A 21,115-nucleotide genomic window follows, 5' to 3' on the forward strand; every position below is an offset into this window, starting at 1 on the left:
TTTTACTCCTCGACAGTGCTGTCATCGAGCCAGCCCATGGAACGTTCCACAGCCTTGAGCCAGCTCTTGTACTCGCGGTCACGGGTGGCCGCATCCATCCGGGGGGTCCACTCGGCGGCCCGGCGCCAGTTGGCGCGCAGCTCGTCGGTGCTGGACCAGAAGCCGACGGCCAGTCCGGCCGCATAGGCAGCGCCGAGGCAGGTCGTCTCGGCGACCATCGGGCGCACCACGGGCGCGTCCAGGAAGTCCGAGATGGTCTGCATCAGCAGGTTGTTGGAGGTCATTCCGCCGTCGACCTTGAGCGCGGTCAGCTCGACGCCGGAGTCCTTGGTCATGGCGTCGGTGATCTCGCGGGTCTGCCAGGCGGTGGCCTCGAGCACGGCGCGCGCGATGTGCGCCTTGGTGACGTAGCGGGTCAGGCCCGCGATGACGCCGCGCGCGTCCGAGCGCCAGTAGGGGGCGAACAGGCCGGAGAAGGCCGGCACGAAGTACGCGCCGCCGTTGTCCTCGACCGTGCTGGCCAGGGTCTCGATCTCGGCCGCGCTGTTGATCAGGCCCATCTGGTCGCGCATCCACTGGACGAGCGAGCCGGTGACGGCGATGGAGCCTTCCAGGGCGTAGACCGGCTGCTGCTCGCCGATGCGGTAGCCGACCGTGGTCAGCAGGCCGTTGTAGGAGTTCACCGGCTCGTGGCCGGTGTTCATCAGCATGAACGTGCCGGTGCCGTACGTGGACTTGGCCTCGCCCTGCTCGAAGCAGGTCTGGCCGAACAGCGCGGCCTGCTGGTCACCGAGCGCCGAGGCGACCGGGACACCGGCCAGCACACCGCTGGTGGTGCGGCCGTAGACCTCGGCGGACGACTTGATCTCCGGCAGGACGGCCGCCGGGATCTCCATCGACGCCAGGATCTTCGGGTCCCACTCCAGGCGGTGGAGGTTCATCAGCATGGTGCGCGAGGCGTTGGTGACGTCGGTGACGTGCACGCCGCCGTCGACCCCGCCGGTCAGGTTCCAGATGACCCAGGAGTCCATGGTGCCGAAGAGGATGTCGCCGCGCTCGGCGCGCTCGCGCAGGCCCTCGACGTTGTCGAGCAGCCAGCGGATCTTCGGGCCGGCGAAGTACGAGGCCAGCGGCAGGCCGGTCTCGCGGCGGAAGCGGTCCTGGCCGACGTTGCGGCCGAGCTCCTTGCAGAGCGCGTCGGTGCGGGTGTCCTGCCAGACGATGGCGTTGTGGACCGGCTCACCGGTGGTGCGGTCCCACAGGAGCGTGGTCTCGCGCTGGTTGGTGATACCGATCGCCTTGACGTCGGCAGCGGTCAGCCCGGCCTTGTGGACGGCGCTGTCGACGACCTGCTGGACGTTGTTCCAGATCTCGGTGGCGTCGTGCTCGACCCAGCCCGGCTTCGGGAAGATCTGCTCGTGCTCCTTCTGGTCGACCGAGACGATCCGGCCGTCCTTGTCGAAGACGATGCAGCGGCTGGACGTGGTGCCCTGGTCGATCGCCGCGATGAACGGGCCGTGCCCGTGGGAGGAAGCGCTGGTGGTGTCGCTCATGGGGTGCTCCAAGAAGTCTGTGCGGGCGGAGTCGGGGCGGTCAGGCGGCTCAGGCGAATGCCACCTGGTAGATGCCTCCGGCGATGGCTCCGCCGATGAGCGGGCCGACGACCGGGATCCAGGCGTAGCCCCAGTCTGAACCGCCCTTGTTCTTCAGCGGCAGAAGCGCATGCACGATGCGCGGGCCGAGGTCGCGGACCGGGTTGATGGCGTACCCGGTCGGACCGCCGAGCGACAGGCCGATGCCGGTGACGACCAGCGCGACGAGCAGAGTGCCGATGACGCCGACGCCCTTGCCGTTGTCGCTCAGACCGAGCGTGAGGATCGACAGCACGAGCACGGTGGTGGCGATGATCTCGGTGGCCAGGTTCTGCACCGCGTTCCGGATCTCCGGGCCGGTGGAGAAGATGCCGAGGACCGGTCCGGCCGACGGCGCGGCCGACTGGTCGACCAGTCCCTCCTCGCCGGTGTGGTCGGCCAGCACCTCGGGGTCACTCAGATGGGCCTGGAACTGCCCGTAGTACGTGATCCACACCAGCACCGCGCCGATCATGGCGCCGAGCATCTCGCCGCCGAAGTAGACCGGCACCTGGCTCCACTCGATGCCGCCCTTGATGGCGAGACCGATGGTGACCGCAGGGTTGAGGTTGGCGCCGGACTTCACGGCGATGTAGGCACCCGTGAGGACGGCGAAGCCCCACCCGAAGGCGATGGCGACCCATCCGGCGTTGAACGCCTTGGAGCGCTTGAAGGTGACGGCGGCGCAGACGCCGCCGCCGAGCAAGATCAGAACAGCGGTACCGATGGTCTCGCTGATGAAGATGTCGGAGCTGGACACCCGCGACTCCTTTGTCCTTCGTCCAGGGGAAGACGAACCCCGGGTCCCGTCCGGTGGTCCGCGCCCTCCGAGAGGGCGATGGTCGGCCCGCGGCAATGCCCCACCATAGCGAATATTGCCGTTAGGTGTTCGACAATGCCGACCGACGAACGGCAGTTTTGTTCACCGGTAGAACCCCGTCAAGGGTTCCGTGGCGAAAAACTTAGGTGAACTTATGGGGTGAATCCGGTCAGAATCGCCCTGCACCAAGATCCCGGGACACAGCGCGTGCGCAATCCCTCACAGCGGCGATGATTTCCGGCCGCAGATCGCCCTCCTGGCAGACCCGCTCGACCGCCCCCGTGACACCCACCGCACCCACCGGCATCCGCCGCCGGTCATGGATCGGCGCGGCCACCGACGCCACGCCCTCCCAGGTCTCCTCCACGTCCGCGGCCCAGCCGCGCGCCCGGATCAGGTCCAGCAGCCGCTCGAAGTCCCCCAGCCCGGTCACCGTGTGCGGGGTGAACGCCGTCCGGTCCGCCTCGACGATCTCGCTGTGCGCCACCGGGTCGTACGCCGAGAGCACCTTGCCCAGCGCCGTACTGTGCAGCGGGTGCATCGCGCCCACCTCCAGCACCTGCCGGCTGTCGTCCGGGCGGAAGACGTGGTGGACGATCAGCACCCCCTGCTGGTGCAGGACGCCCAGGTAGACGGCCTCGCCGCTGGAGCGGGCCAGGTCGTCGGTCCATACGAGGGCCCGGGCGCGCAACTCGTGCACGTCCAGATAGCTGTTGCCCAGCCGCAGCAGCTCCGCGCCCAGCTGGTAGCGGCCGGACGCGGCGTCCTGCTCGACGAAGCCCTCCTGCTGCAGCGTGCGCAGGATCCCGTGGGCGGTGCCCTTGGCCAGTCCCAGCGAGGAGGAGATGTCGGAGAGTCCCAGCCGCCGTTCCCCTCCTGCGAGCAGCCGCAGCATCGCTGCGGCGCGCTCCAGCGACTGGATGGTGCGTGCCATCGGGCAACCTCCGAAGTGAGCGGTTCGACAATGCTGAACGATATCGGTCCATGCCGACTGGAGTCAGCGTTCCGCGACCTTTTGCTGGGCGAACGGAGTCTGCCAACGATCAAGGACGGTGCGCGCAGGGGGGTGGAAGGGGGGCGGAGCAGGGCTGTCCACGGCGTGGAACGGGGAACACGTGTACCGGACCGGCAGCTACGCTGGCCGGGTGCGCCCTCTGAAGGAGGGTGCAAAGCCGACAGCCGTCGCAACCACGGGAGCATCTCCATGGCCTCGAACACGCCAACGTCCGACAACACGTCTCGCGTCGCATCCCTGCGTGAGGCGCTTGCCTCGCGGGTGGTGGTCGCCGACGGGGCGATGGGCACCATGCTGCAGGCGCAGGATCCGTCCATGGAGGACTTCCAGCAGCTCGAGGGCTGCAACGAGATCCTCAACCTCACCCGGCCCGACATCGTGCGCTCGGTGCACGAGGAGTACTTCGCGGTCGGCGTCGACTGCGTGGAGACCAATACCTTCGGTGCGAATTTCGCCGCGCTCGCGGAGTACGACATCCCCGAGCGGGTCTTCGAGCTGTCGGAGTCCGGCGCCCGGATCGCCCGTGAGGTGGCCGACGAGTTCACCGCCTCCACCGGGCAGCAGCGCTACGTCCTCGGCTCCATGGGGCCCGGCACCAAGCTGCCGACGCTGGGCCACGCCCCGTATGTCACGCTGCGTGACGCCTACCAGCAGAACGCCGAGGGCATGATCGCCGGCGGCGCGGACGCCCTGCTGGTGGAGACCACCCAGGACCTCCTGCAGACCAAGGCCGCCATTCTCGGTGCCCGCCGGGCGCTCAAGGCGACCGGCACCAACCTGCCGGTGATCTGTTCGGTGACCGTGGAGACGACCGGCACCATGCTGCTGGGGTCGGAGATCGGTGCCGCGCTGACGGCGCTGGAGCCGCTGGGCATCGACATGATCGGCCTGAACTGCGCCACCGGCCCCGCCGAGATGAGCGAGCACCTGCGCTACCTGGCCCGGCACTCCCGTATCCCGCTGGCGTGCATGCCTAACGCGGGCCTGCCGGTGCTGGGCAAGGACGGGGCGCACTACCCGCTGACGGCAGCGGAGCTGGCCGACGCCCAGGAGACCTTCGTCGCCGAGTACGGCCTCTCCCTGGTCGGCGGCTGCTGCGGTACCACTCCGGAGCATCTGCGGCAGGTCGTCGAGCGGGTCCGCGGCACCGCCCCCACCCCCCGCGAGCCGCGCCCCGAGCCGGGCGCCGCCTCGCTGTACCAGACGGTGCCGTTCCGCCAGGACACCTCGTATCTGGCGATCGGCGAGCGGACGAACGCCAACGGGTCGAAGAAGTTCCGGGAGGCGATGCTGGAGGGCCGCTGGGACGACTGCGTGGAGATGGCGCGCGACCAGATCCGCGAGGGCGCGCACATGCTCGACCTGTGCGTCGACTACGTCGGCCGGGACGGGGTGGCCGACATGGAGGAGCTGGCCGGCCGGTTCGCCACCGCCTCCACCCTGCCGATCGTGCTGGATTCCACGGAGCTGAACGTCATCCAGGCCGGCCTGGAAAAGCTCGGCGGCCGTGCGGTGATCAACTCCGTCAACTACGAGGACGGGGACGGTCCGGAGTCGCGGTTCGCGAAGGTCACCGCGCTGGCGGCCGAGCACGGCGCGGCGCTGATCGCGCTGACCATCGACGAAGAGGGCCAGGCCCGCACCGTCGAGCACAAGGTCGCCATCGCCGAGCGGCTGATCGAGGACCTGACGGGCAACTGGGGCATCCACGAGTCGGACATCCTCATCGACTGCCTGACCTTCACCATCTGCACGGGCCAGGAGGAGTCCCGCAAGGACGGCATCGCCACCATCGAGGCGATCCGCGAGCTGAAGAAGCGCCATCCGGACGTCCAGACCACGCTCGGCCTGTCCAACATCTCCTTCGGCCTGAACCCGGCCGCGCGCATCGTCCTCAACTCCGTGTTCCTGGACGAGTGCGTCAAGGCTGGCCTGGACTCCGCGATCGTGCACGCGAGCAAGATCCTGCCGATCGCGCGGCTGGAGGAGGAGCAGGTCAAGGCCGCCCTCGACCTCGTCTACGACCGGCGCAGCGAGGGCTATGACCCGCTGCAGAAGCTGATGGAGCTGTTCGAGGGCGTCAACACCCAGTCGATGAAGGCCGGGCGGGCCGAGGAACTTCTCGCCCTGCCGCTGGAGGAGCGCCTCAAGCGGCGCATCATCGACGGTGAGAAGAACGGCCTCGACACCGACCTGGAGGAAGCCCTCCAGGACCGTCCGGCCCTCGAGATCGTCAACGACACCCTGCTGGAGGGCATGAAGGTCGTCGGTGAGCTGTTCGGGTCGGGGCAGATGCAGCTGCCGTTCGTCCTGCAGTCCGCCGAGGTCATGAAGACCGCGGTGGCCTACCTGGAGCCGCACATGGAGAAGTCGGACGACGAGGGCAAGGGCACCATCGTGCTGGCCACCGTCCGCGGCGACGTCCATGACATCGGCAAGAACCTCGTCGACATCATCCTGTCCAACAACGGCTACAACGTGGTCAACCTCGGCATCAAGCAGCCGGTCTCGGCGATCCTGGAAGCCGCCGAGGAACACCGCGCCGATGTCATCGGGATGTCCGGTCTCCTGGTCAAGTCCACGGTGATCATGAAGGAGAACCTGGAAGAGCTCAACCAGCGCAAGATGGCGGCCGACTTCCCCGTCATCCTCGGCGGCGCCGCCCTGACCCGCGCCTACGTCGAGCAGGACCTCCACGAGATCTACGAAGGCGAGGTCCGCTACGCCCGCGACGCGTTCGAGGGCCTGCGCCTGATGGACGCCCTGATCGCCGTCAAGCGCGGCGTGCCCGGCGCCACCCTCCCCGAACTCAAGCAGCGCCGGGTGCCCAAGCGGGACACGGCCGTGCTGGAGGTCGAGGAGCCCGAGGGCGCGGTGCGCTCCGACGTCGCCATCGACAACCCGGTGCCCGAGCCGCCGTTCTGGGGGACCCGCGTCGTCAAGGGCATCCAGCTCGCCGACTATGCGTCCTGGCTGGACGAGGGCGCCCTCTTCAAGGGGCAGTGGGGCCTCAAGCAGGCCCGCACCGGTGACGGCCCGACGTACGAGGAGCTGGTGGAGACCGAGGGACGCCCCCGGCTGCGCGGCTGGCTCGACAAGCTCCAGACCGAGAACCTGCTGGAAGCCGCCGTCGTGCACGGCTACTTCCCGTGTGTGTCCAAGGGCGAGGACCTGATCCTGCTGCACGAGGACGGCACCGAGCGCACCCGCTTCACCTTCCCCCGCCAGCGCCGCGGCCGGCGCCTGTGCCTGGCCGACTACTTCCGCCCCGAGGAGACCGGCGAGAGGGATGTCGTCGGCCTCCAGGTCGTCACGGTCGGCTCCAGGATCGGCGGCGCCACCGCCGAACTCTTCGAGGCCAACTCCTACCGGGACTACCTCGAACTCCACGGCCTGTCCGTCCAGTTGGCCGAAGCCCTCGCCGAGTACTGGCACGCGCGGGTGCGCGCCGAGCTGGGCTTCGCGGGCGAGGACCCGGCCGACGTCGAGGACATGTTCGCGCTCAAGTACCGCGGCGCGCGCTTCTCGCTGGGCTACGGTGCCTGCCCCGACCTGGAGGACCGCGCCAAGATCGCCGACCTGCTGCAGCCGGAGCGGATCGGTGTCGAGCTCTCCGAGGAGTTCCAGCTGCACCCCGAGCAGTCCACCGACGCCATCGTCATCCACCACCCGGAGGCGAAGTACTTCAACGCGCGGTAGCGGGGTGAACCCGGGCCGGACCCGGCACGAACCCGGGCGGCCCGGGAGTACACGGGCCGCCCCGTGACGCTCGGTGGTCCCGCGTGACCGAGGTCAGGGCCGCCCCCGGATCCCCCGGGGACGGCCCTGACCTCCGTCACCACGCATTCCGGCCCGTACCGTCGTACACTTATCGGTCCGGTAGTGGCCGGTCGTTTCCCCAGCCGGGGATGGCGACCGGCCCTTTCGTCCCTTCGGGGACGTCGCAACGGAGGTGGATGGATGACCAGCAGCATCCCCGCAGTCGGCACCCGAACGGCCGAAGCCGCGACCCTCCAAGCCGTATTCCTCGATCTGGACGGCACGCTCGTCGACACCGAGGGATTCTGGTGGGAGGCGGAGGCGGAAGTCTTTGCCGAGCTCGGCCACATCCTCGACGACACCCACCGCGAGGTCGTGGTCGGCGGCCCGATGACCCGCAGCGCCGGGTATCTGATTCAGGCCACCGGTGTCGACATCAGCCTGACCGAGCTCAGTGTGCTGCTCAACGCCGCCTTCCTGGCCCGGATCGGGCGGGGCGTCCCCCTGATGCCGGGCGCTCGCAGACTGCTGGCCGAGCTGGCCGCCCACGAGGTGCCCACCGCTCTGGTCTCCGCCTCGCACCGCGCGATCGTCGACCAGATGCTGCACTCCCTGGGCCCGGAGAACTTCCGGCTGACCCTGGCGGGCGACGACCTGGAGCGCACCAAACCGCACCCGGACCCGTACCTGACGGCCGCCGCGCGTCTGGGGGCCGACCCGGCGTGCTGCGCGGTCATCGAGGACACCCTGACCGGTGTGACCGCGGGGGAGGCCGCGGGCTGCCCGGTCGTCGCGGTGCCCTCGGTGACGCCGATCCCGCCGGCCGCGGGCCGTACGGTGGTGCCCTCGCTGGAAGAAGTCGATCTCCCATTTCTCCGAACGCTCATCACGGAAAGCCGTGGAGTCGTGCACTGAGCGTGTCCCGGAGAAAGGCCCCCGGGACTGAGGGGAGCGGCCCGCTCATTTTCCGTGACGAATGCGCTGACTGAATTGTTGCTTCGCCATGACCCCTTGAATGCGTGACGTTTCTCACGTGTTGGGCCGTCGACAAGGGGGCGCATGGGTGTTCCAGGGGGTCCGGTGGAGGGTTTGGGCGGGGGTAAGTGTCCGGATTGGTGGAGCAACGCGCGAATCGTTCCGCCGTCCGGATATCGATCACCCGCCCGTCGTTATCCGGAGCCCATATCGAAGCAACTCCTTTGTGTCTGAGAGTGGCTGGCCGTTCCTACTAATGTCGACGCGAGCAACACCTCTGCGCTGATAAGGAACCTGCCGACGATGAATCGCAAGACCCTGGTGCTGCCGGCGCTGGCCGGTCTCCTCGCCCCCGTTCTCGCAGCCTGTGGCAGCACGGACGGCGCGGGCGAAGGCGGCGATCCGATCGTCGTGGGCGTCCCCACCGTGATCGAGGCGACCAAGGCGGCGCCCGCGCCGCTCGACCCGGCGCAGGCCTACGACGTCGATGCGTGGAACATGCTGCGCGGCACCCTCCAGACGCTGATGCGGCTGCCCAGGACCGGCACCGCGCCGGTACCCGAGGCGGCCGAATCCTGCGGGTTCCGCGACACCCAGAACGAGCAGTACCGCTGCACCCTGCGCAGCGGTCTGAAGTTCTCCAACGGGCACGCCCTGACGGCACAGGACGTCAAGTTCTCCCTCGACCGCATGCGGACCATCAACAACACCAACGGTCCGGTCGCGCTGCTCGACGACATCGACAAGGTCGAGACGCCCAACGACAAGGAGGTGGTCTTCCACCTCCGCAAGCCGGACGCCACCTTCCCGCAGAAGCTCGCCACCCCCGCCGCGGCCATCGTCGACAGCGAGGTGTACCCCAAGGGCCGTCTCTACAGCGGCTTCGACGTGGTCGGCTCCGGCCCGTACACGGTGAAGACGGAGCGCAGGAACAACCGCATCACCAAGGCCACCTTCACCAAGAACCCCGGCTACAAGGGCGGGGTGAACGTGAAGAACGACAAGGTCGAGATGCGCTTCTACGCCGACTCCAAGGCCACGGAACAGGCGCTGCGCAAGGGTGATGTCGATCTGATGTACCGCGGGCTGTCGCCCGACCAGATCAGGGGCCTGCAGAACTCCCAGGACAAGCACGTCATGATCCAGGAGATGCCGGGGCAGGAGATCCGCTACCTGGCCTTCAACACCAAGGACCCGGCGGTCTCCAACACGGCCGTGCGGAAGGCGATGGCGCAGATCGTCAACCGCTCGGAGCTGGTGCGCGACGTCTACTCCTACACCGGCGACCCGCTCTACTCGATGGTTCCCACCGGTCTCACCGGTCACGTCAACTCGTTCTTCACCGAGTACGGGAACCCCAGCGTGACCGCGGCCCGCAAGACGCTGCAGCAGGCGAACATCTCCACCCCGGTGAAGTTCACCCTCACGTACACCACGAACCACTACGGCTCCAGCACCGCCAAGGAAGTCCGTGCGCTGCAGAGCCAGCTCAACAGCACCAAGCTGTTCGACGTCAGCGTCAAGGGCGTCGACAGCTGGCAGCAGTACCGGACCGACGCCCTGCACGGCAAGTACAGCGTGTACAACATGGGCTGGTTCGCCGACATCCCGGACGCGGACAACTACCTCGCGCCGTTCATCGGCAAGCAGAACTTCCTCGGCTCCCCGTACCGAAACACCAAGATCGAGACGCAGCTGATCCCGGACAGCCGGCAGCAGACCGACCGCAACGCCGCCGCCGCCAACTTCAAGCAGGCGCAGGAGATCATCGCCAAGGACGTACCGCTCCTCCCGCTGTGGCAGGGCAAGCAGTACGTGGTCGCCCGCGATGACGTCACCGGCATCGAGTGGGCCCTCAACTCCTCCTCGTCGCTGCAGATCTGGGAGCTCGGCCGCGGCGTCGCCAACTGAGCCCGCGGATCCGGCCGATGCAGTACACCCCGCCGCGGCCTCCCCGCCACGGCCCGACAGGCACCACCCAGAACGTGAGGACCGTTTAGTGAGGAAGCGTGACCAGTGGCTGGCCGCCCCGATCGGAGCGGGGCTGACCACAGCCCTGCTCGCGGTCGCCGGGTGCGGCACGGACGACTCGGGGGCGGCCGGCACCGGCGAGCCCGTGGTGATGGGGATGACGGACAAGGTCCAGTCCACCGACCCGGCGTCCGGCTACGAGCCGGGATCATGGCTGTTGTTCAACAACGTCTTCCAGTCCCTGCTGAGCTTCCCCAAGGGAAGCACCACCCCCGAGCCGGAGGCCGCCGAACGCTGCGGTTTCACCGACGGCGAGAGCAAGGTGTACCGCTGCACCCTCAAGGACGGCCTCAAGTTCAGCAACGGTGACGCGCTGACCTCCAAGGACGTCAAGTTCTCCTTCGACCGCACCCGGCGCATCAAGGACCCCAACGGCCCCGCCGTGATGTTCTCCGCGCTCAACTCGGTCGAGGCACCGGACGCCAAGACCGTGATCTTCCGGCTGAAGACGCCCGACGCGACCTTCCCGATGAAGATAGCCTCGGGCGCCGGCTCGATCGTCGATCACGCCGACTACCCCGCCGACCGGTTGCGCACCGACGGCAAGGCCACCGGCTCCGGCGTCTACACCCTCAAGGACTACAGCTCCCAGAAGGCCGTCTTCGGCGTCAACGGCTCGTACAAGGGCCCCGCCAAGGCCAAGAACTCCGGGATGACCCTGAAGTTCTTCAACCGCCCCGACAAGCTCAAGACGGCCGTTGAGAAGGGCGATGTCGATGTCGCCTACCGCGGCCTGTCCATGAAGGACATCGCGGCACTCGACAACGCCTCGCTGAAGCAGCAGCACGGCGCCCAGGTCGTCGAGGGCGCCAGCGCCGAGGTCATGCACCTGGTCTTCAACCTCAAGGACCCGGTCGCCGGCAAGCTGGGCGTCCGCAAGGCGATCGCCTACCTCCTGGACCGCTCGACCCTGGTCCGGGACGTCTACCAGCGCACCGCGGTGCCGCTGTACTCGATCGTCCCGGCCGGCATCACCGGTCACAGCACCTCCTTCTTCGACACCTACGGCGACAGCCCCAAGCCCGACAAGGCGAAGGACGCGCTGCGCTCCGCCGGCCTCAACGGCAAGGTGCCGCTCACGCTGTGGGCCACCCCCGACCGCTTCGGCCCCGGCACCGTCCCCGCTTTCCAGAAAATCGCCGAACAGCTCAACGCCAGCGGCCTGTTCGACGCCAAGGTGCGCAGCCTGCCCACCAAGGAGTACGAGCAGGGCGTGGCCTCCGGCCGGTTCGGCGTCTACGTCAAGGGCTGGGTCCCCGACTATCCGGACCCCGACAACTTCACCGCGCCGTTCTTCGGCAAGGACAGCGTGGTGGCCAACCACTACAGCTCGTCCACCATCACCGGGCAACTGCTGCCCAAGACGGCCGACCAGCCGAACCGGGGCGCCACCAAGAACGAATTCCGGCGGCTGCAGGACATCGTCGCGAAGGACGTGCCGATGATCCCGCTCTGGCAGGGCAAGCAGTACGCGGTGGCCCGCGAAGGGGTCTCCGGCCTGGAATGGACCCTGGACCCCTCGACCGTCTTCCGGTTCTGGGAGATCAGCAAGTCGTCCGAGGCCTGACCGGACCTGTCACACGACGGCGGGGCCGGCCCGGGAATCTCCCCGGGCCGGCCCCGCCGTCGTCCGTCTGCCGGACCGTCAGGCCCGCGCCGGCTGCTGCTTACTGGGCGCCGGGGCGCACCAGCCCGCTCTCGTACGCGTACACCGCCGCCTGCACCCGGTCGCGCAGCCCCAGCTTCGTCAGCACATGACCCACATGTGTCTTCACCGTCGTCTCGCTCACGAACAGATCCGCGGCGATCTCCGCATTCGACAAGCCGCGCGCCACCAGCTTCAGCACCTCCACCTCGCGTTCGGTGAGGGTGTGCAGCGTGTCCGGCACCGGCTCCTCGCCCGACGGCAGATGCCCGGCGTACTTGTCCAGCAGCCGGCGCGTGATGCTCGGCGCGAGCATCGCCTCGCCCCCCGCCACCACCCGGATCGCCTGCACCAGCTCATGGGCCGGCGCATCCTTGAGCAGGAAGCCGCTCGCCCCCGCCCGCAGCGCCTCGACGACATACTCGTCCAGGTCGAACGTCGTCAGCACCAGCACCTTCGCCGGGCCGTCCTTCGCCGGCCCGGTGATCTGCCGGGTCGCCTCGACGCCGTCCATCCGGGGCATCCGGATGTCCATCAGCACCACATCGGGCTGCAGCGCCCGTACCTGCTCCAGCGCCTGCAGACCGTCACCGGCCTCCCCGACCACCGCCAGATCCTGCTCCGCCTCCAGAATCATCCGGAATCCCGTACGCAGCAGGGGCTGGTCGTCGACCAGCAGGACGCGGATGGCCACGAGCTCTCCTTTGATAGGCCTGTCCGGGCGAACGGCGCCTGGTAGGGCAACTGCGCTAGATGTCCCCCATTCTGCCCTGCGGCACCCCACCGCCCTCCGGCGGGCGGATCGGCAGCGGATACACCGGGGGAGTGCCGCCGAATTCCGGACAGTGCGCCTGGTGGTCGCACCAGCCGCACAGCTTCGTCGGCCGCGGCCGCCAGTCGCCGGTCTCCGTCGCCAGCCGGATCGCCTCCCACAGGGCCAGCAACTTCCGCTCCACGGCCCGCAGATCGGCCTCACTTGGGTCGTACGTCACCACATCGCCGCTGCCCAGATAGACCAGCTGCAGCCGCCGCGGCACCACACCGCGCAGCCGCCACATCACCAGCGCATAGAACTTCATCTGGAACAGCGCACCCTCGGCGAACTGCGGCCGCGGCGCCTTGCCGGTCTTGTAGTCGACGATCCGCACCTCACCCGTCGGCGCGACATCCACCCGGTCGATGAACCCCCGCAGCTGCAGCCCCGAATCCAGCACCGTCTCGACATAGAGCTCACGCTCCGCCGGCTCCAGCCGGGTCGGATCCTCCAGCGAGAACCACCGCTCCACCAGCGCCTCGGCCTGTGCCAGCCACTGTGCCAGCCGCTCACCCGCCACGTCGTCCGCGAACAGCTCCGCCAGCTCCGGCCGCTTGGCCAGCAGCTTCTCCCACTCGCCCGGAACCATCGCCCGCGCCCCCACGGCCGTACGCTCCGCCGCCGGCGCGTCGAAGAGCCGCTCCAGCACTGCATGCACGACCGTGCCGCGGGTCGCCGCCGGGTTCGGCTTCTCGGGCAGTCTGTCGATCACCCGGAAGCGGTAGAGCAACGGGCACTGCATGAAATCGCTCGCCCGCGACGGCGACAGCGCCACCGGCGGCCGCGGCTGCTCCCCGCTCCGCGCCCCCGACCCGGCAGCCTCCGTGCCCGACCCGGCAGCCTCCGTGCCCGACCCGGCAGCCTCCGTGCCCGCCCCGGCTTCCCCGCCCTGTGTGCCCGCCTCGGCCTGCTCCGTGCTCCATCCCATGCCGCAAAACCCTACGGCCCGCCACTGACAGGCGCGGACGGGTCACCGCCGCAAGGGCCCCGCAGCGGATCGGGCCGGGGCACTCCGCATACCATCGACCCTGGACCCCTGCGCCCTGCATGATCGAGATATCAGGCCGAGCAGGGGCGAATGCCGTATTCGATGAGGGGACGCCGTGGACGAGAGCGGGAAGTCGCAGGACCCCGAGGAGTCCGTGCGGCCCCAGCCGCCCGAGCCGCCCGAGGGCGGCAACGGGCCCAAGGCACCCACGCCGGGCAAGAGGAAGCCCGGCGGTGGCGGCATCCTGATGGGCCGTCCCTTCGGCGTGCCCGTCTACGTCGCGCCCAGCTGGTTCCTCGTCGCCGCCCTGATCACCTGGGTCTTCGGCGGCCAGCTGGAGCGCGTACTGCCCGAGCTCGGCGCCGCCCGCTATCTCGTCTCGCTGTTCTTCGCGGTCGCCTTCTACGCCTCGGTGCTCGTCCACGAGCTGGCCCACACCGTTGCCGCGCTCCGCTTCAAGCTCCCCGTACGGCGCATCCAGCTGCAGTTCTTCGGCGGCGTCTCGGAGATCGAGAAGGAGACCGAGACCCCCGGCAGGGAGTTCGTCCTCGCCTTCGTCGGCCCGCTGCTCTCCCTCGCCCTCGCCGGCGTCTTCTACGCCGGCATGCAGCTGGTCGAACCCGGCACCGTCCCCGGCGTCCTGCTCGCCGGCCTGATGATCTCCAACCTCATCGTCGCGATCTTCAACCTGCTGCCCGGGCTCCCCCTGGACGGCGGCCGGATGCTGCGCGCCGTCGTCTGGAAGATCACCGGCAAACCCATGAGCGGCACCATCGCCGCCGCCTGGGTCGGCCGCGCACTCGCCGTCACCGTCCTCATCGGCCTGCCGCTGCTCACCCACACCGGCGTCCTCGGCACCGCCCGCCCCGAGATCGGCGGCGCCGACTCGCTCACCGACGCCCTGCTCGCCGCGATCCTCGCCGCGATCATCTGGACCGGCGCCGGCAACAGCCTGCGGATGGCCCGCCTGCGCGAACGGCTCCCCGACCTCACCGCCCGCACCCTGACCCGGCGCGCCGTCCCGGTCGAGACCGACACCCCGCTCTCCGAGGCGCTGCGCCGCGCCAACGACGCCGGCGCCCGCGCCCTGGTCGTCGTCGACCGCCAGGGCACCCCCACCGCCCTCGTCCGCGAGGCCGCCATCATCGGCGTCCCCGACCACCGCCGCCCCTGGGTCGCCGTCGGCACCCTCGCCCAGGACCTCAAGGACGGTATGCGGGTCTCCGCCGAACTCGCCGGTGAGGACCTTCTGGAGTACCTGCGCGCCACCCCCGCCACCGAATACCTCGTCATCGAGGAGACCGGCGAGATCTACGGCGTCCTGTCCACCGCCGACGTCGAGCGGGCCTTCGTCTCCGCCATGGCCCGCAAGGCTGCTTGACCGGGCTCGGTTCGCCTCCGGGGTCACTCGCCCTGCCCACTGGTCCGCGGCGTCCCGACGGGCCGGTAGGCTGGTCACATGTCCGAACCGACCGGTGCCGCCCGCCGTCGCGGGCCCTTCAAGGTCGGGGACCAGGTCCAGCTCACCGATCCCAAGGGACGCCACTACACCTTCACGCTCGAAGAGGGAAAAAGCTTCCACACCCACAAGGGAGCTTTCCCCCACGACGAGCTGATCGGTGCTCCCGAGGGCAGCGTTGTCCGTACCACCGGGAACGTCGCCTACCTCGCGCTGCGCCCGCTGCTCCCCGACTATGTCCTGTCCATGCCCCGCGGCGCCGCCGTGGTCTACCCCAAGGACGCGGGGCAGATCCTGGCGATGGCCGACATCTTCCCCGGCGCCCGCGTCGTCGAGGCCGGTGTGGGCTCCGGCTCGCTCAGCAGCTTCCTGCTGCGCGCCATCGGCGACGACGGCATGCTGCACTCCTACGAGCGCCGCGCCGACTTCGCCGAGATCGCCACCCAGAACGTCGAGCGCTACTTCGGCGGCCCGCACCCCGCATGGACGCTCACCGTCGGTGACCTCCAGGACAACCTCTCCGACGCCGACGTCGACCGCGTCATCCTGGACATGCTCGCCCCCTGGGAGTGCCTGGAGGCCGTCTCCAAGGCCCTGGTCCCCGGCGGCATCCTCTGCGCCTACGTCGCGACGACGACGCAGATGGCCCGCACGGTCGAGGCGATCCGCGAACACGGCACCTTCAACGAGCCCTCGGCCTGGGAAACCATGGTCCGCACCTGGCACGTCGAGGGCCTTGCCGTCCGGCCCGACCACCGCATGATCGGCCACACCGGCTTCCTGCTGACCGCCCGCCGGCTCGCCGACGGCGTCGAGCCCCCGCTGCGCCGCCGCCGTCCGGCCAAGGGCGCCTACGGCGAGGACTACACGGGACCGGGCAAGGACCAGGCAGCCGCCCCCAGGGGCAGCTCCGCCGAGCGCGGCTGACCGTCCGGATCCGGCCACCGAACCACCCGGCGCCGCCGACGAGTTCCCCACCGGGAACCGCCGGCGGCGCTCCTTCGTTTCCCCCACCGGATCTGCACGGAAAACTCCGGCCCGGCCGGTTCCTTGGCGCACCCTCCTGTGGAACGATGCTGGGCACTCCCACCGGTACAGCACTTCACAGGAGTTACCCCGCGTGCAGCCCATGGCAGGCCAGGACCTTTTGCACACCCAGCCGCGCCCCATGCACTGGCTCGCCACCGCCACCGCCATCTCGGCGGTCATGGCGGCCGCGTCCTTCGTCCAGCCCCCCGACGCCAAGGCCACGACCTCCCCCGTCGCCGCGGCCGCCCCCCGCCCCGTGGCGGCCCCCGACCCGGGCAAGGTGACCTTTCCGGTCGACTGCGGCCCCCACCGCCTCGACGTGGTGAAGAAGGCCTCCGGCGACCTCGACGGCGACGGGACGACCGAGACCGTTGCCGTGGTCCGCTGCCACAGCCAGACCGGCACCCCGCCCAGCGGCGTCTACGTCCTCGCGCAGCCGTCCGACCCCGAGGCCGCACCCCGGATCGTGGCGACACTCCTCGACCCCGCCCGCCGCCGCACGGTCCAAACCCTCACGGTCGAGAACGGCGCGATCTCAGCGGCCCTGCTGGGCTACTCCACGCTCGACGTCCCGCGCTGCTGCCCCGATGTGCACCAGAGCGTCAAGTGGCAGTGGAAGGGCGGGAAGTTCGTCCAGAGCGAACTCCCCGCGGCCATGAGCACCCAGGGTCTGTGATCTGTCACATCATGTGTCCGGCCGGTGCGGTCCGCGCCGCGCCGGCTACTCCGCGTCCGGTCCGTAGACCTCGACCAGGTCCTTGACGCGGCGGACGTGGATGCAGTCCCCGGGGCACTCCTTCGCGGAGTCCCGGACGTCATCGAGCAGCTTCAGCGGGACGGGGGTTGTGGCCCCCTTGTCCTGCAGCAGCTCGTCCTCGGTGCTCTTCACATAGGCCAGCCCGTCGATGTCGAGCTCGAAGACCTCCGGCGCGTACTGCGCACAGATGCCGTCCCCGGTGCACAGATCCTGGTCGATCCACACTTCCAGCTCTGGGGCTTCGTCCTGCGCGGTCATCTCGCCTGCCGTTCCTGCGTACGTGAACCGTTTTTGTCTAAGTGGCGCCAGCCCTGACGGGTGTTGACCGACTCGACCATACAACCGCTCGCTTTCCGATGTTGTTGGGTGGGTATTCCCTTGGCGTGAGGACGTGCGCAAGGGTGAAGATCGGACACGCCCCGACAGTCTTTTCGATCTAGGGGTTTCAACCTGCACCGGCCCAGGTAGGGTCAGGAAGCGTCCAGCTCCTTGGAGGAGGTGAGGACCGTGGCAGCCCACGACGACGACATCAACCGCGGCATCCGGCCGGGGCGGGGGTCTGAAGATCCCGCCGGCCAGGTTGCCTATCTCGAGCAGGAGATCGCCGTCCTGCGACGCAAGCTCGCCGACTCGCCGCGTCACACGAGGATTCTCGAAGAGCGGATCGTCGAGCTGCAGACCAACCTGGCCGGCGTCTCGGCGCAGAACGAGCGTCTCGCCAATACTCTCCGCGAGGCCCGCGACCAGATCGTCGCGCTCAAGGAGGAGGTCGACCGGCTCGCACAGCCGCCGGCCGGCTTCGGTGTCTTCCTGCAGGCGAACGAGGACGACACGGTCGACATTTTCACCGGAGGCAGAAAGCTCCGGGTGAATGTCAGCCCCAGCGTGGAGACCGGGGACCTCAGGCGTGGCCAGGAGGTCATGCTCAATGAAGCGCTCAACGTGGTCGAGGCCATGGAGTTCGAGAGCGCCGGCGACATCGTCACCCTCAAGGAGATCCTCGAGGACGGCGAGCGCGCCCTGGTGATCGGGCACACCGACGAGGAACGGGTGGTCAGGCTCGCCGAGCCGCTGCTGGACATCACCATCCGCCCCGGCGACGCCCTGCTCCTCGAGCCCCGTTCCGGGTACGTCTACGAGGTCATCCCGAAGAGCGAGGTCGAAGAGCTCGTCCTCGAAGAGGTCCCGGACATCGACTACACCAAGATCGGCGGTCTGGGCGGCCAGATCGAACTGATCCGGGATGCGGTCGAGCTTCCGTACCTCTACCCCGACCTCTTCAAGGAGCACGAACTCCGCCCGCCCAAGGGCGTCTTGCTCTACGGCCCGCCGGGCTGCGGCAAGACTCTCATCGCCAAAGCGGTCGCCAACTCCCTTGCCAAAAAGGTCGCCGAGGTGACCGGGCAGCCCGCGGGGAAGAGCTTCTTCCTCAACATCAAGGGCCCCGAGCTGCTCAACAAATACGTCGGTGAGACGGAGCGGCACATCCGGCTGGTCTTCCAGCGGGCCAGGGAAAAGGCGAGCGAGGGCACCCCCGTCATCGTCTTCTTCGACGAGATGGACTCCCTCTTCCGTACCCGGGGATCCGGCGTCAGCTCGGACGTGGAGAACACCATCGTCCCGCAGCTGCTCTCCGAGATCGACGGTGTCGAGGGCCTCGAAAACGTGATCGTGATCGGTGCCTCGAACCGCGAGGACATGATCGACCCGGCGATCCTGCGCCCCGGCCGTCTCGACGTGAAGATCAAGATCGAGCGACCGGACGCGGAGGCCGCCAAGGACATCTTCTCGAAGTACCTCACGGAAAATCTTCCGCTGCACTCCGATGACCTCGCCGAACACGGCGACTCGCGGAAGGCCGCAGTGAGCGGAATGATTCAATCCGTCGTCGAGCAGATGTATGCGGAATCCGAGGAGAATCGCTTCCTGGAGGTCACCTACGCCAATGGTGACAAGGAAGTCCTCTATTTCAAGGACTTCAACTCCGGTGCGATGATCGAAAACATCGTAGGACGCGCAAAGAAGATGGCCATCAAGGCCTTCCTCGAACACAATCAGAAGGGGCTTCGCGTCTCCCACCTCCTCCAGGCATGCGTGGACGAGTTCAAGGAGAACGAGGACCTGCCCAACACCACCAACCCGGACGACTGGGCCCGTATCTCCGGAAAGAAGGGCGAGCGGATCGTCTACATCCGTACGCTCGTCACCGGAAAGCAGGGCGCGGACACCGGTCGCTCCATCGATACGGTGGCGAATACCGGCCAATACCTGTAACACCGCTCTCCGGCTGCGGATGTCCTGCACGGGGCGTCCGCAGCCGGACGCTTTTCCGGGGGTGCCGGAACCGCACCCCATAAGGGCGCGGTGGACCAGGGAAAACCGGACTGGAGCAATGACTGTAATGATCTCCCCAGCGCCGCAAAGGCGTTCTAGGCTCTTCGGTACCGCAGCGTCACCCTGTGCGGGCCCGGGGCACGCGCACGGACCGGAGGCACCGCGGTACTTGAGCGCCGACCCCATCCGGGGGCGCCGCCGGGCAAGGAGGGCCGCATGACCGTACGGCGAGTAATGGGAATCGAGACGGAGTACGGGATCTCCGTCCCCGGTCACCCGAACGCCAATGCCATGCTCACCTCGTCCCAGGTCGTCAACGCCTACGCGGCAGCGATGCACCGGGCACGCCGTGCCCGCTGGGACTTCGAGGAGGAGAACCCGCTGCGGGACGCCCGCGGCTTCGACCTCGCACGCGAAAATGCGGACGCCAGCCAGCTCACGGACGAGGACATCGGTCTGGCGAACGTGATCCTCACCAATGGCGCCAGGCTGTACGTCGACCATGCCCATCCCGAATACAGCGCCCCCGAGGTCACCAATCCACGGGACGCGGTGCTGTGGGACAAGGCCGGCGAGCGGATCATGGCCGAGGCGGCCGAACGGGCCGCCCAGGTCCCCGGCGCCCAGCCCATCCACCTCTACAAGAACAACACCGACAACAAGGGCGCCTCCTACGGGACGCACGAGAACTACCTGATGAAGCGGGAGACCCCCTTCTCGGACATCGTGCGGCACCTGACGCCGTTCTTCGTCTCCCGCCAGGTGGTCACCGGCGCCGGCCGGGTCGGCATCGGCCAGGACGGCCACGAGCACGGCTTCCAGCTCAGCCAGCGCGCCGACTACTTCGAGGTGGAGGTCGGGCTGGAGACGACGCTCAAACGGCCCATCATCAACACCCGCGACGAACCGCACGCCGACGCGGAGAAGTACCGCCGGCTCCACGTGATCATCGGGGACGCGAACCTCTCCGAGATCTCGACGTATCTGAAACTGGGCACCACCTCCCTGGTGCTCTCGATGATCGAGGACGGCTTCATCGCCGTCGACCTGGCCGTCGACCAGCCGGTGCGCACCCTCCACCAGGTCTCGCACGACCCCTCCCTGCAACATCTGATCACGCTCCGCAGCGGCCGTACGCTCACCGGCGTACAGCTCCAGATGGAGTACTTCGAGCTGGCCCGCAAATACGTCGAAGACCGCTACGGAGCGGATGCGGACGAGCAGACCAAGGACGTCCTGACCCGGTGGGAGGACGTGCTCGGCCGGCTGGAGAACGACCCGATGAGCCTGTCCGGCGAGCTGGACTGGGTCGCCAAGCGGGAGCTGATGGAGGGCTACCGGCGCCGCGACGGCCTGGAGTGGGACGCGGCGCGACTGCACCTCATCGACCTGCAGTACGCCGACGTGCGGCCCGAGAAGGGCCTGTACAACCGTCTGGCGGCCCGCGGGAAGATGAAGCGGCTCATGGATGAGTCCCAGGTCGAGCGGGCCGAGCAGAAGCCTCCAGAGGACACCCGGGCATACTTCCGCGGCCGCTGCCTGGAGCAGTACGCGGACGATGTCGCGGCCGCCTCATGGGATTCGGTCATCTTCGATCTGCCCGGGCGTGACTCCCTGCAACGGGTTCCCACGCTGGAGCCACTGCGGGGGACCCGGAAGCACGTCAAGGAGCTTCTTGACCGCTGCCGTACCGCGGAGGAGCTGGTGAGGACGCTGTCCGGCCGCTGAGCTTCGGCAGGTGCACGACAGAATTCCTCAAGATCCACAGCCGATCCGCGGCTGAAATCGCCGCGGTGCGGGAATCAATGAGGTGACTCCCGGGCGTTGCAGCAACTGCAGGGCCGATGTCGGACCCTGC

15 protein-coding genes are annotated in these 21,115 nt (G+C 68.6%); 9 read left to right on the top strand and 6 right to left on the bottom strand.

The window, feature by feature from the left end; genetic code table 11:
* Positions 1-2 precede the first annotated feature (2 nt).
* The 3 genes from glpK to OHS81_RS29760 form a co-directional block, all read right to left on the bottom strand.
* On the bottom strand, positions 3-1,553 hold the full coding sequence (gene glpK / locus OHS81_RS29750; protein WP_328388293.1) for a glycerol kinase GlpK: 1,551 nt from the start codon (positions 1,551-1,553) through the stop codon (positions 3-5).
* Positions 1,554-1,602: 49 nt separating this feature from the next.
* Positions 1,603-2,391 carry an MIP/aquaporin family protein gene (locus OHS81_RS29755; RefSeq protein WP_328388295.1) on the bottom strand — a complete coding sequence of 263 codons (789 nt, stop codon included), beginning with the start codon at positions 2,389-2,391 and terminating at the stop codon, positions 1,603-1,605.
* 229 nt (positions 2,392-2,620) lie between these two features.
* Positions 2,621-3,385, bottom strand: coding sequence for an IclR family transcriptional regulator (locus OHS81_RS29760; RefSeq protein ID WP_328388297.1), 765 nt, complete (start codon positions 3,383-3,385; stop codon positions 2,621-2,623).
* Positions 3,386-3,655: 270 nt separating this feature from the next.
* Between OHS81_RS29760 and metH the strand changes: the two genes are divergently transcribed.
* The 4 genes from metH to OHS81_RS29780 all read left to right on the top strand — a co-directional run bounded on the left by metH (position 3,656) and on the right by OHS81_RS29780 (position 11,798).
* Complete coding sequence (gene metH, locus OHS81_RS29765) at positions 3,656-7,165, top strand: methionine synthase (protein WP_328388299.1); 3,510 nt, start codon at positions 3,656-3,658, stop codon at positions 7,163-7,165.
* Between the two features lie 261 nt (positions 7,166-7,426).
* A complete protein-coding gene (locus OHS81_RS29770; protein ID WP_328388301.1) occupies positions 7,427-8,140 on the top strand; it encodes an HAD family hydrolase in 714 nt (237 codons plus the stop codon).
* Between the two features lie 363 nt (positions 8,141-8,503).
* A complete protein-coding gene (locus tag OHS81_RS29775; protein ID WP_328388303.1) occupies positions 8,504-10,111 on the top strand; it encodes an ABC transporter substrate-binding protein in 1,608 nt (535 codons plus the stop codon).
* Positions 10,112-10,199: 88 nt separating this feature from the next.
* Positions 10,200-11,798 carry an ABC transporter substrate-binding protein gene (locus OHS81_RS29780; RefSeq protein WP_328388305.1) on the top strand — a complete coding sequence of 533 codons (1,599 nt, stop codon included), beginning with the start codon at positions 10,200-10,202 and terminating at the stop codon, positions 11,796-11,798.
* Positions 11,799-11,898: 100 nt separating this feature from the next.
* Here the strand turns inward: OHS81_RS29780 and OHS81_RS29785 are convergent, their stop codons facing one another.
* Positions 11,899-12,570 carry a response regulator gene (locus OHS81_RS29785; RefSeq protein WP_088796887.1) on the bottom strand — a complete coding sequence of 224 codons (672 nt, stop codon included), beginning with the start codon at positions 12,568-12,570 and terminating at the stop codon, positions 11,899-11,901.
* Positions 12,571-12,625: 55 nt separating this feature from the next.
* Positions 12,626-13,618 (bottom strand): RecB family exonuclease, encoded by a 993-nt coding sequence (locus tag OHS81_RS29790; protein WP_328388310.1) that lies wholly within the window; start codon positions 13,616-13,618, stop codon positions 12,626-12,628.
* Positions 13,619-13,793: 175 nt separating this feature from the next.
* Here OHS81_RS29790 and OHS81_RS29795 point away from each other — a divergent pair, with 175 nt between their 5' ends.
* The 3 genes from OHS81_RS29795 to OHS81_RS29805 all read left to right on the top strand — a co-directional run bounded on the left by OHS81_RS29795 (position 13,794) and on the right by OHS81_RS29805 (position 16,842).
* Entirely contained in the window at positions 13,794-15,059 is a 1,266-nt protein-coding gene (locus OHS81_RS29795) for a site-2 protease family protein (RefSeq protein ID WP_328388312.1), read from the top strand.
* A 78-nt stretch (positions 15,060-15,137) separates the two neighbouring features.
* Positions 15,138-16,064 (top strand): tRNA (adenine-N1)-methyltransferase, encoded by a 927-nt coding sequence (locus OHS81_RS29800; RefSeq protein ID WP_328388314.1) that lies wholly within the window; start codon positions 15,138-15,140, stop codon positions 16,062-16,064.
* Between the two features lie 202 nt (positions 16,065-16,266).
* Complete coding sequence (locus OHS81_RS29805) at positions 16,267-16,842, top strand: hypothetical protein (protein WP_328391514.1); 576 nt, start codon at positions 16,267-16,269, stop codon at positions 16,840-16,842.
* A 45-nt stretch (positions 16,843-16,887) separates the two neighbouring features.
* On the opposite strand, the gene OHS81_RS29810 is transcribed toward OHS81_RS29805, so the two are convergent.
* A complete protein-coding gene (locus tag OHS81_RS29810) occupies positions 16,888-17,181 on the bottom strand; it encodes a ferredoxin (RefSeq protein ID WP_088796882.1) in 294 nt (97 codons plus the stop codon).
* A gap of 249 nt (positions 17,182-17,430) precedes the next feature.
* On the opposite strand from OHS81_RS29810, the gene arc reads away from it, so the two are divergent.
* Together arc and dop are read left to right on the top strand one after the other, a co-directional pair.
* A complete protein-coding gene (gene arc, locus OHS81_RS29815; protein ID WP_088796881.1) occupies positions 17,431-19,197 on the top strand; it encodes a proteasome ATPase in 1,767 nt (588 codons plus the stop codon).
* A gap of 276 nt (positions 19,198-19,473) precedes the next feature.
* Positions 19,474-20,985: a depupylase/deamidase Dop gene (gene dop / locus OHS81_RS29820; protein WP_443058785.1), complete on the top strand. Its 1,512-nt coding sequence runs from the start codon at positions 19,474-19,476 to the stop codon at positions 20,983-20,985.
* The last annotated feature ends 130 nt before the right edge of the window (positions 20,986-21,115 follow it).

This window comes from Streptomyces sp. NBC_00400, from assembly GCF_036048035.1.
Taxonomy (GTDB): Bacteria; Actinomycetota; Actinomycetes; order Streptomycetales; family Streptomycetaceae; genus Streptomyces.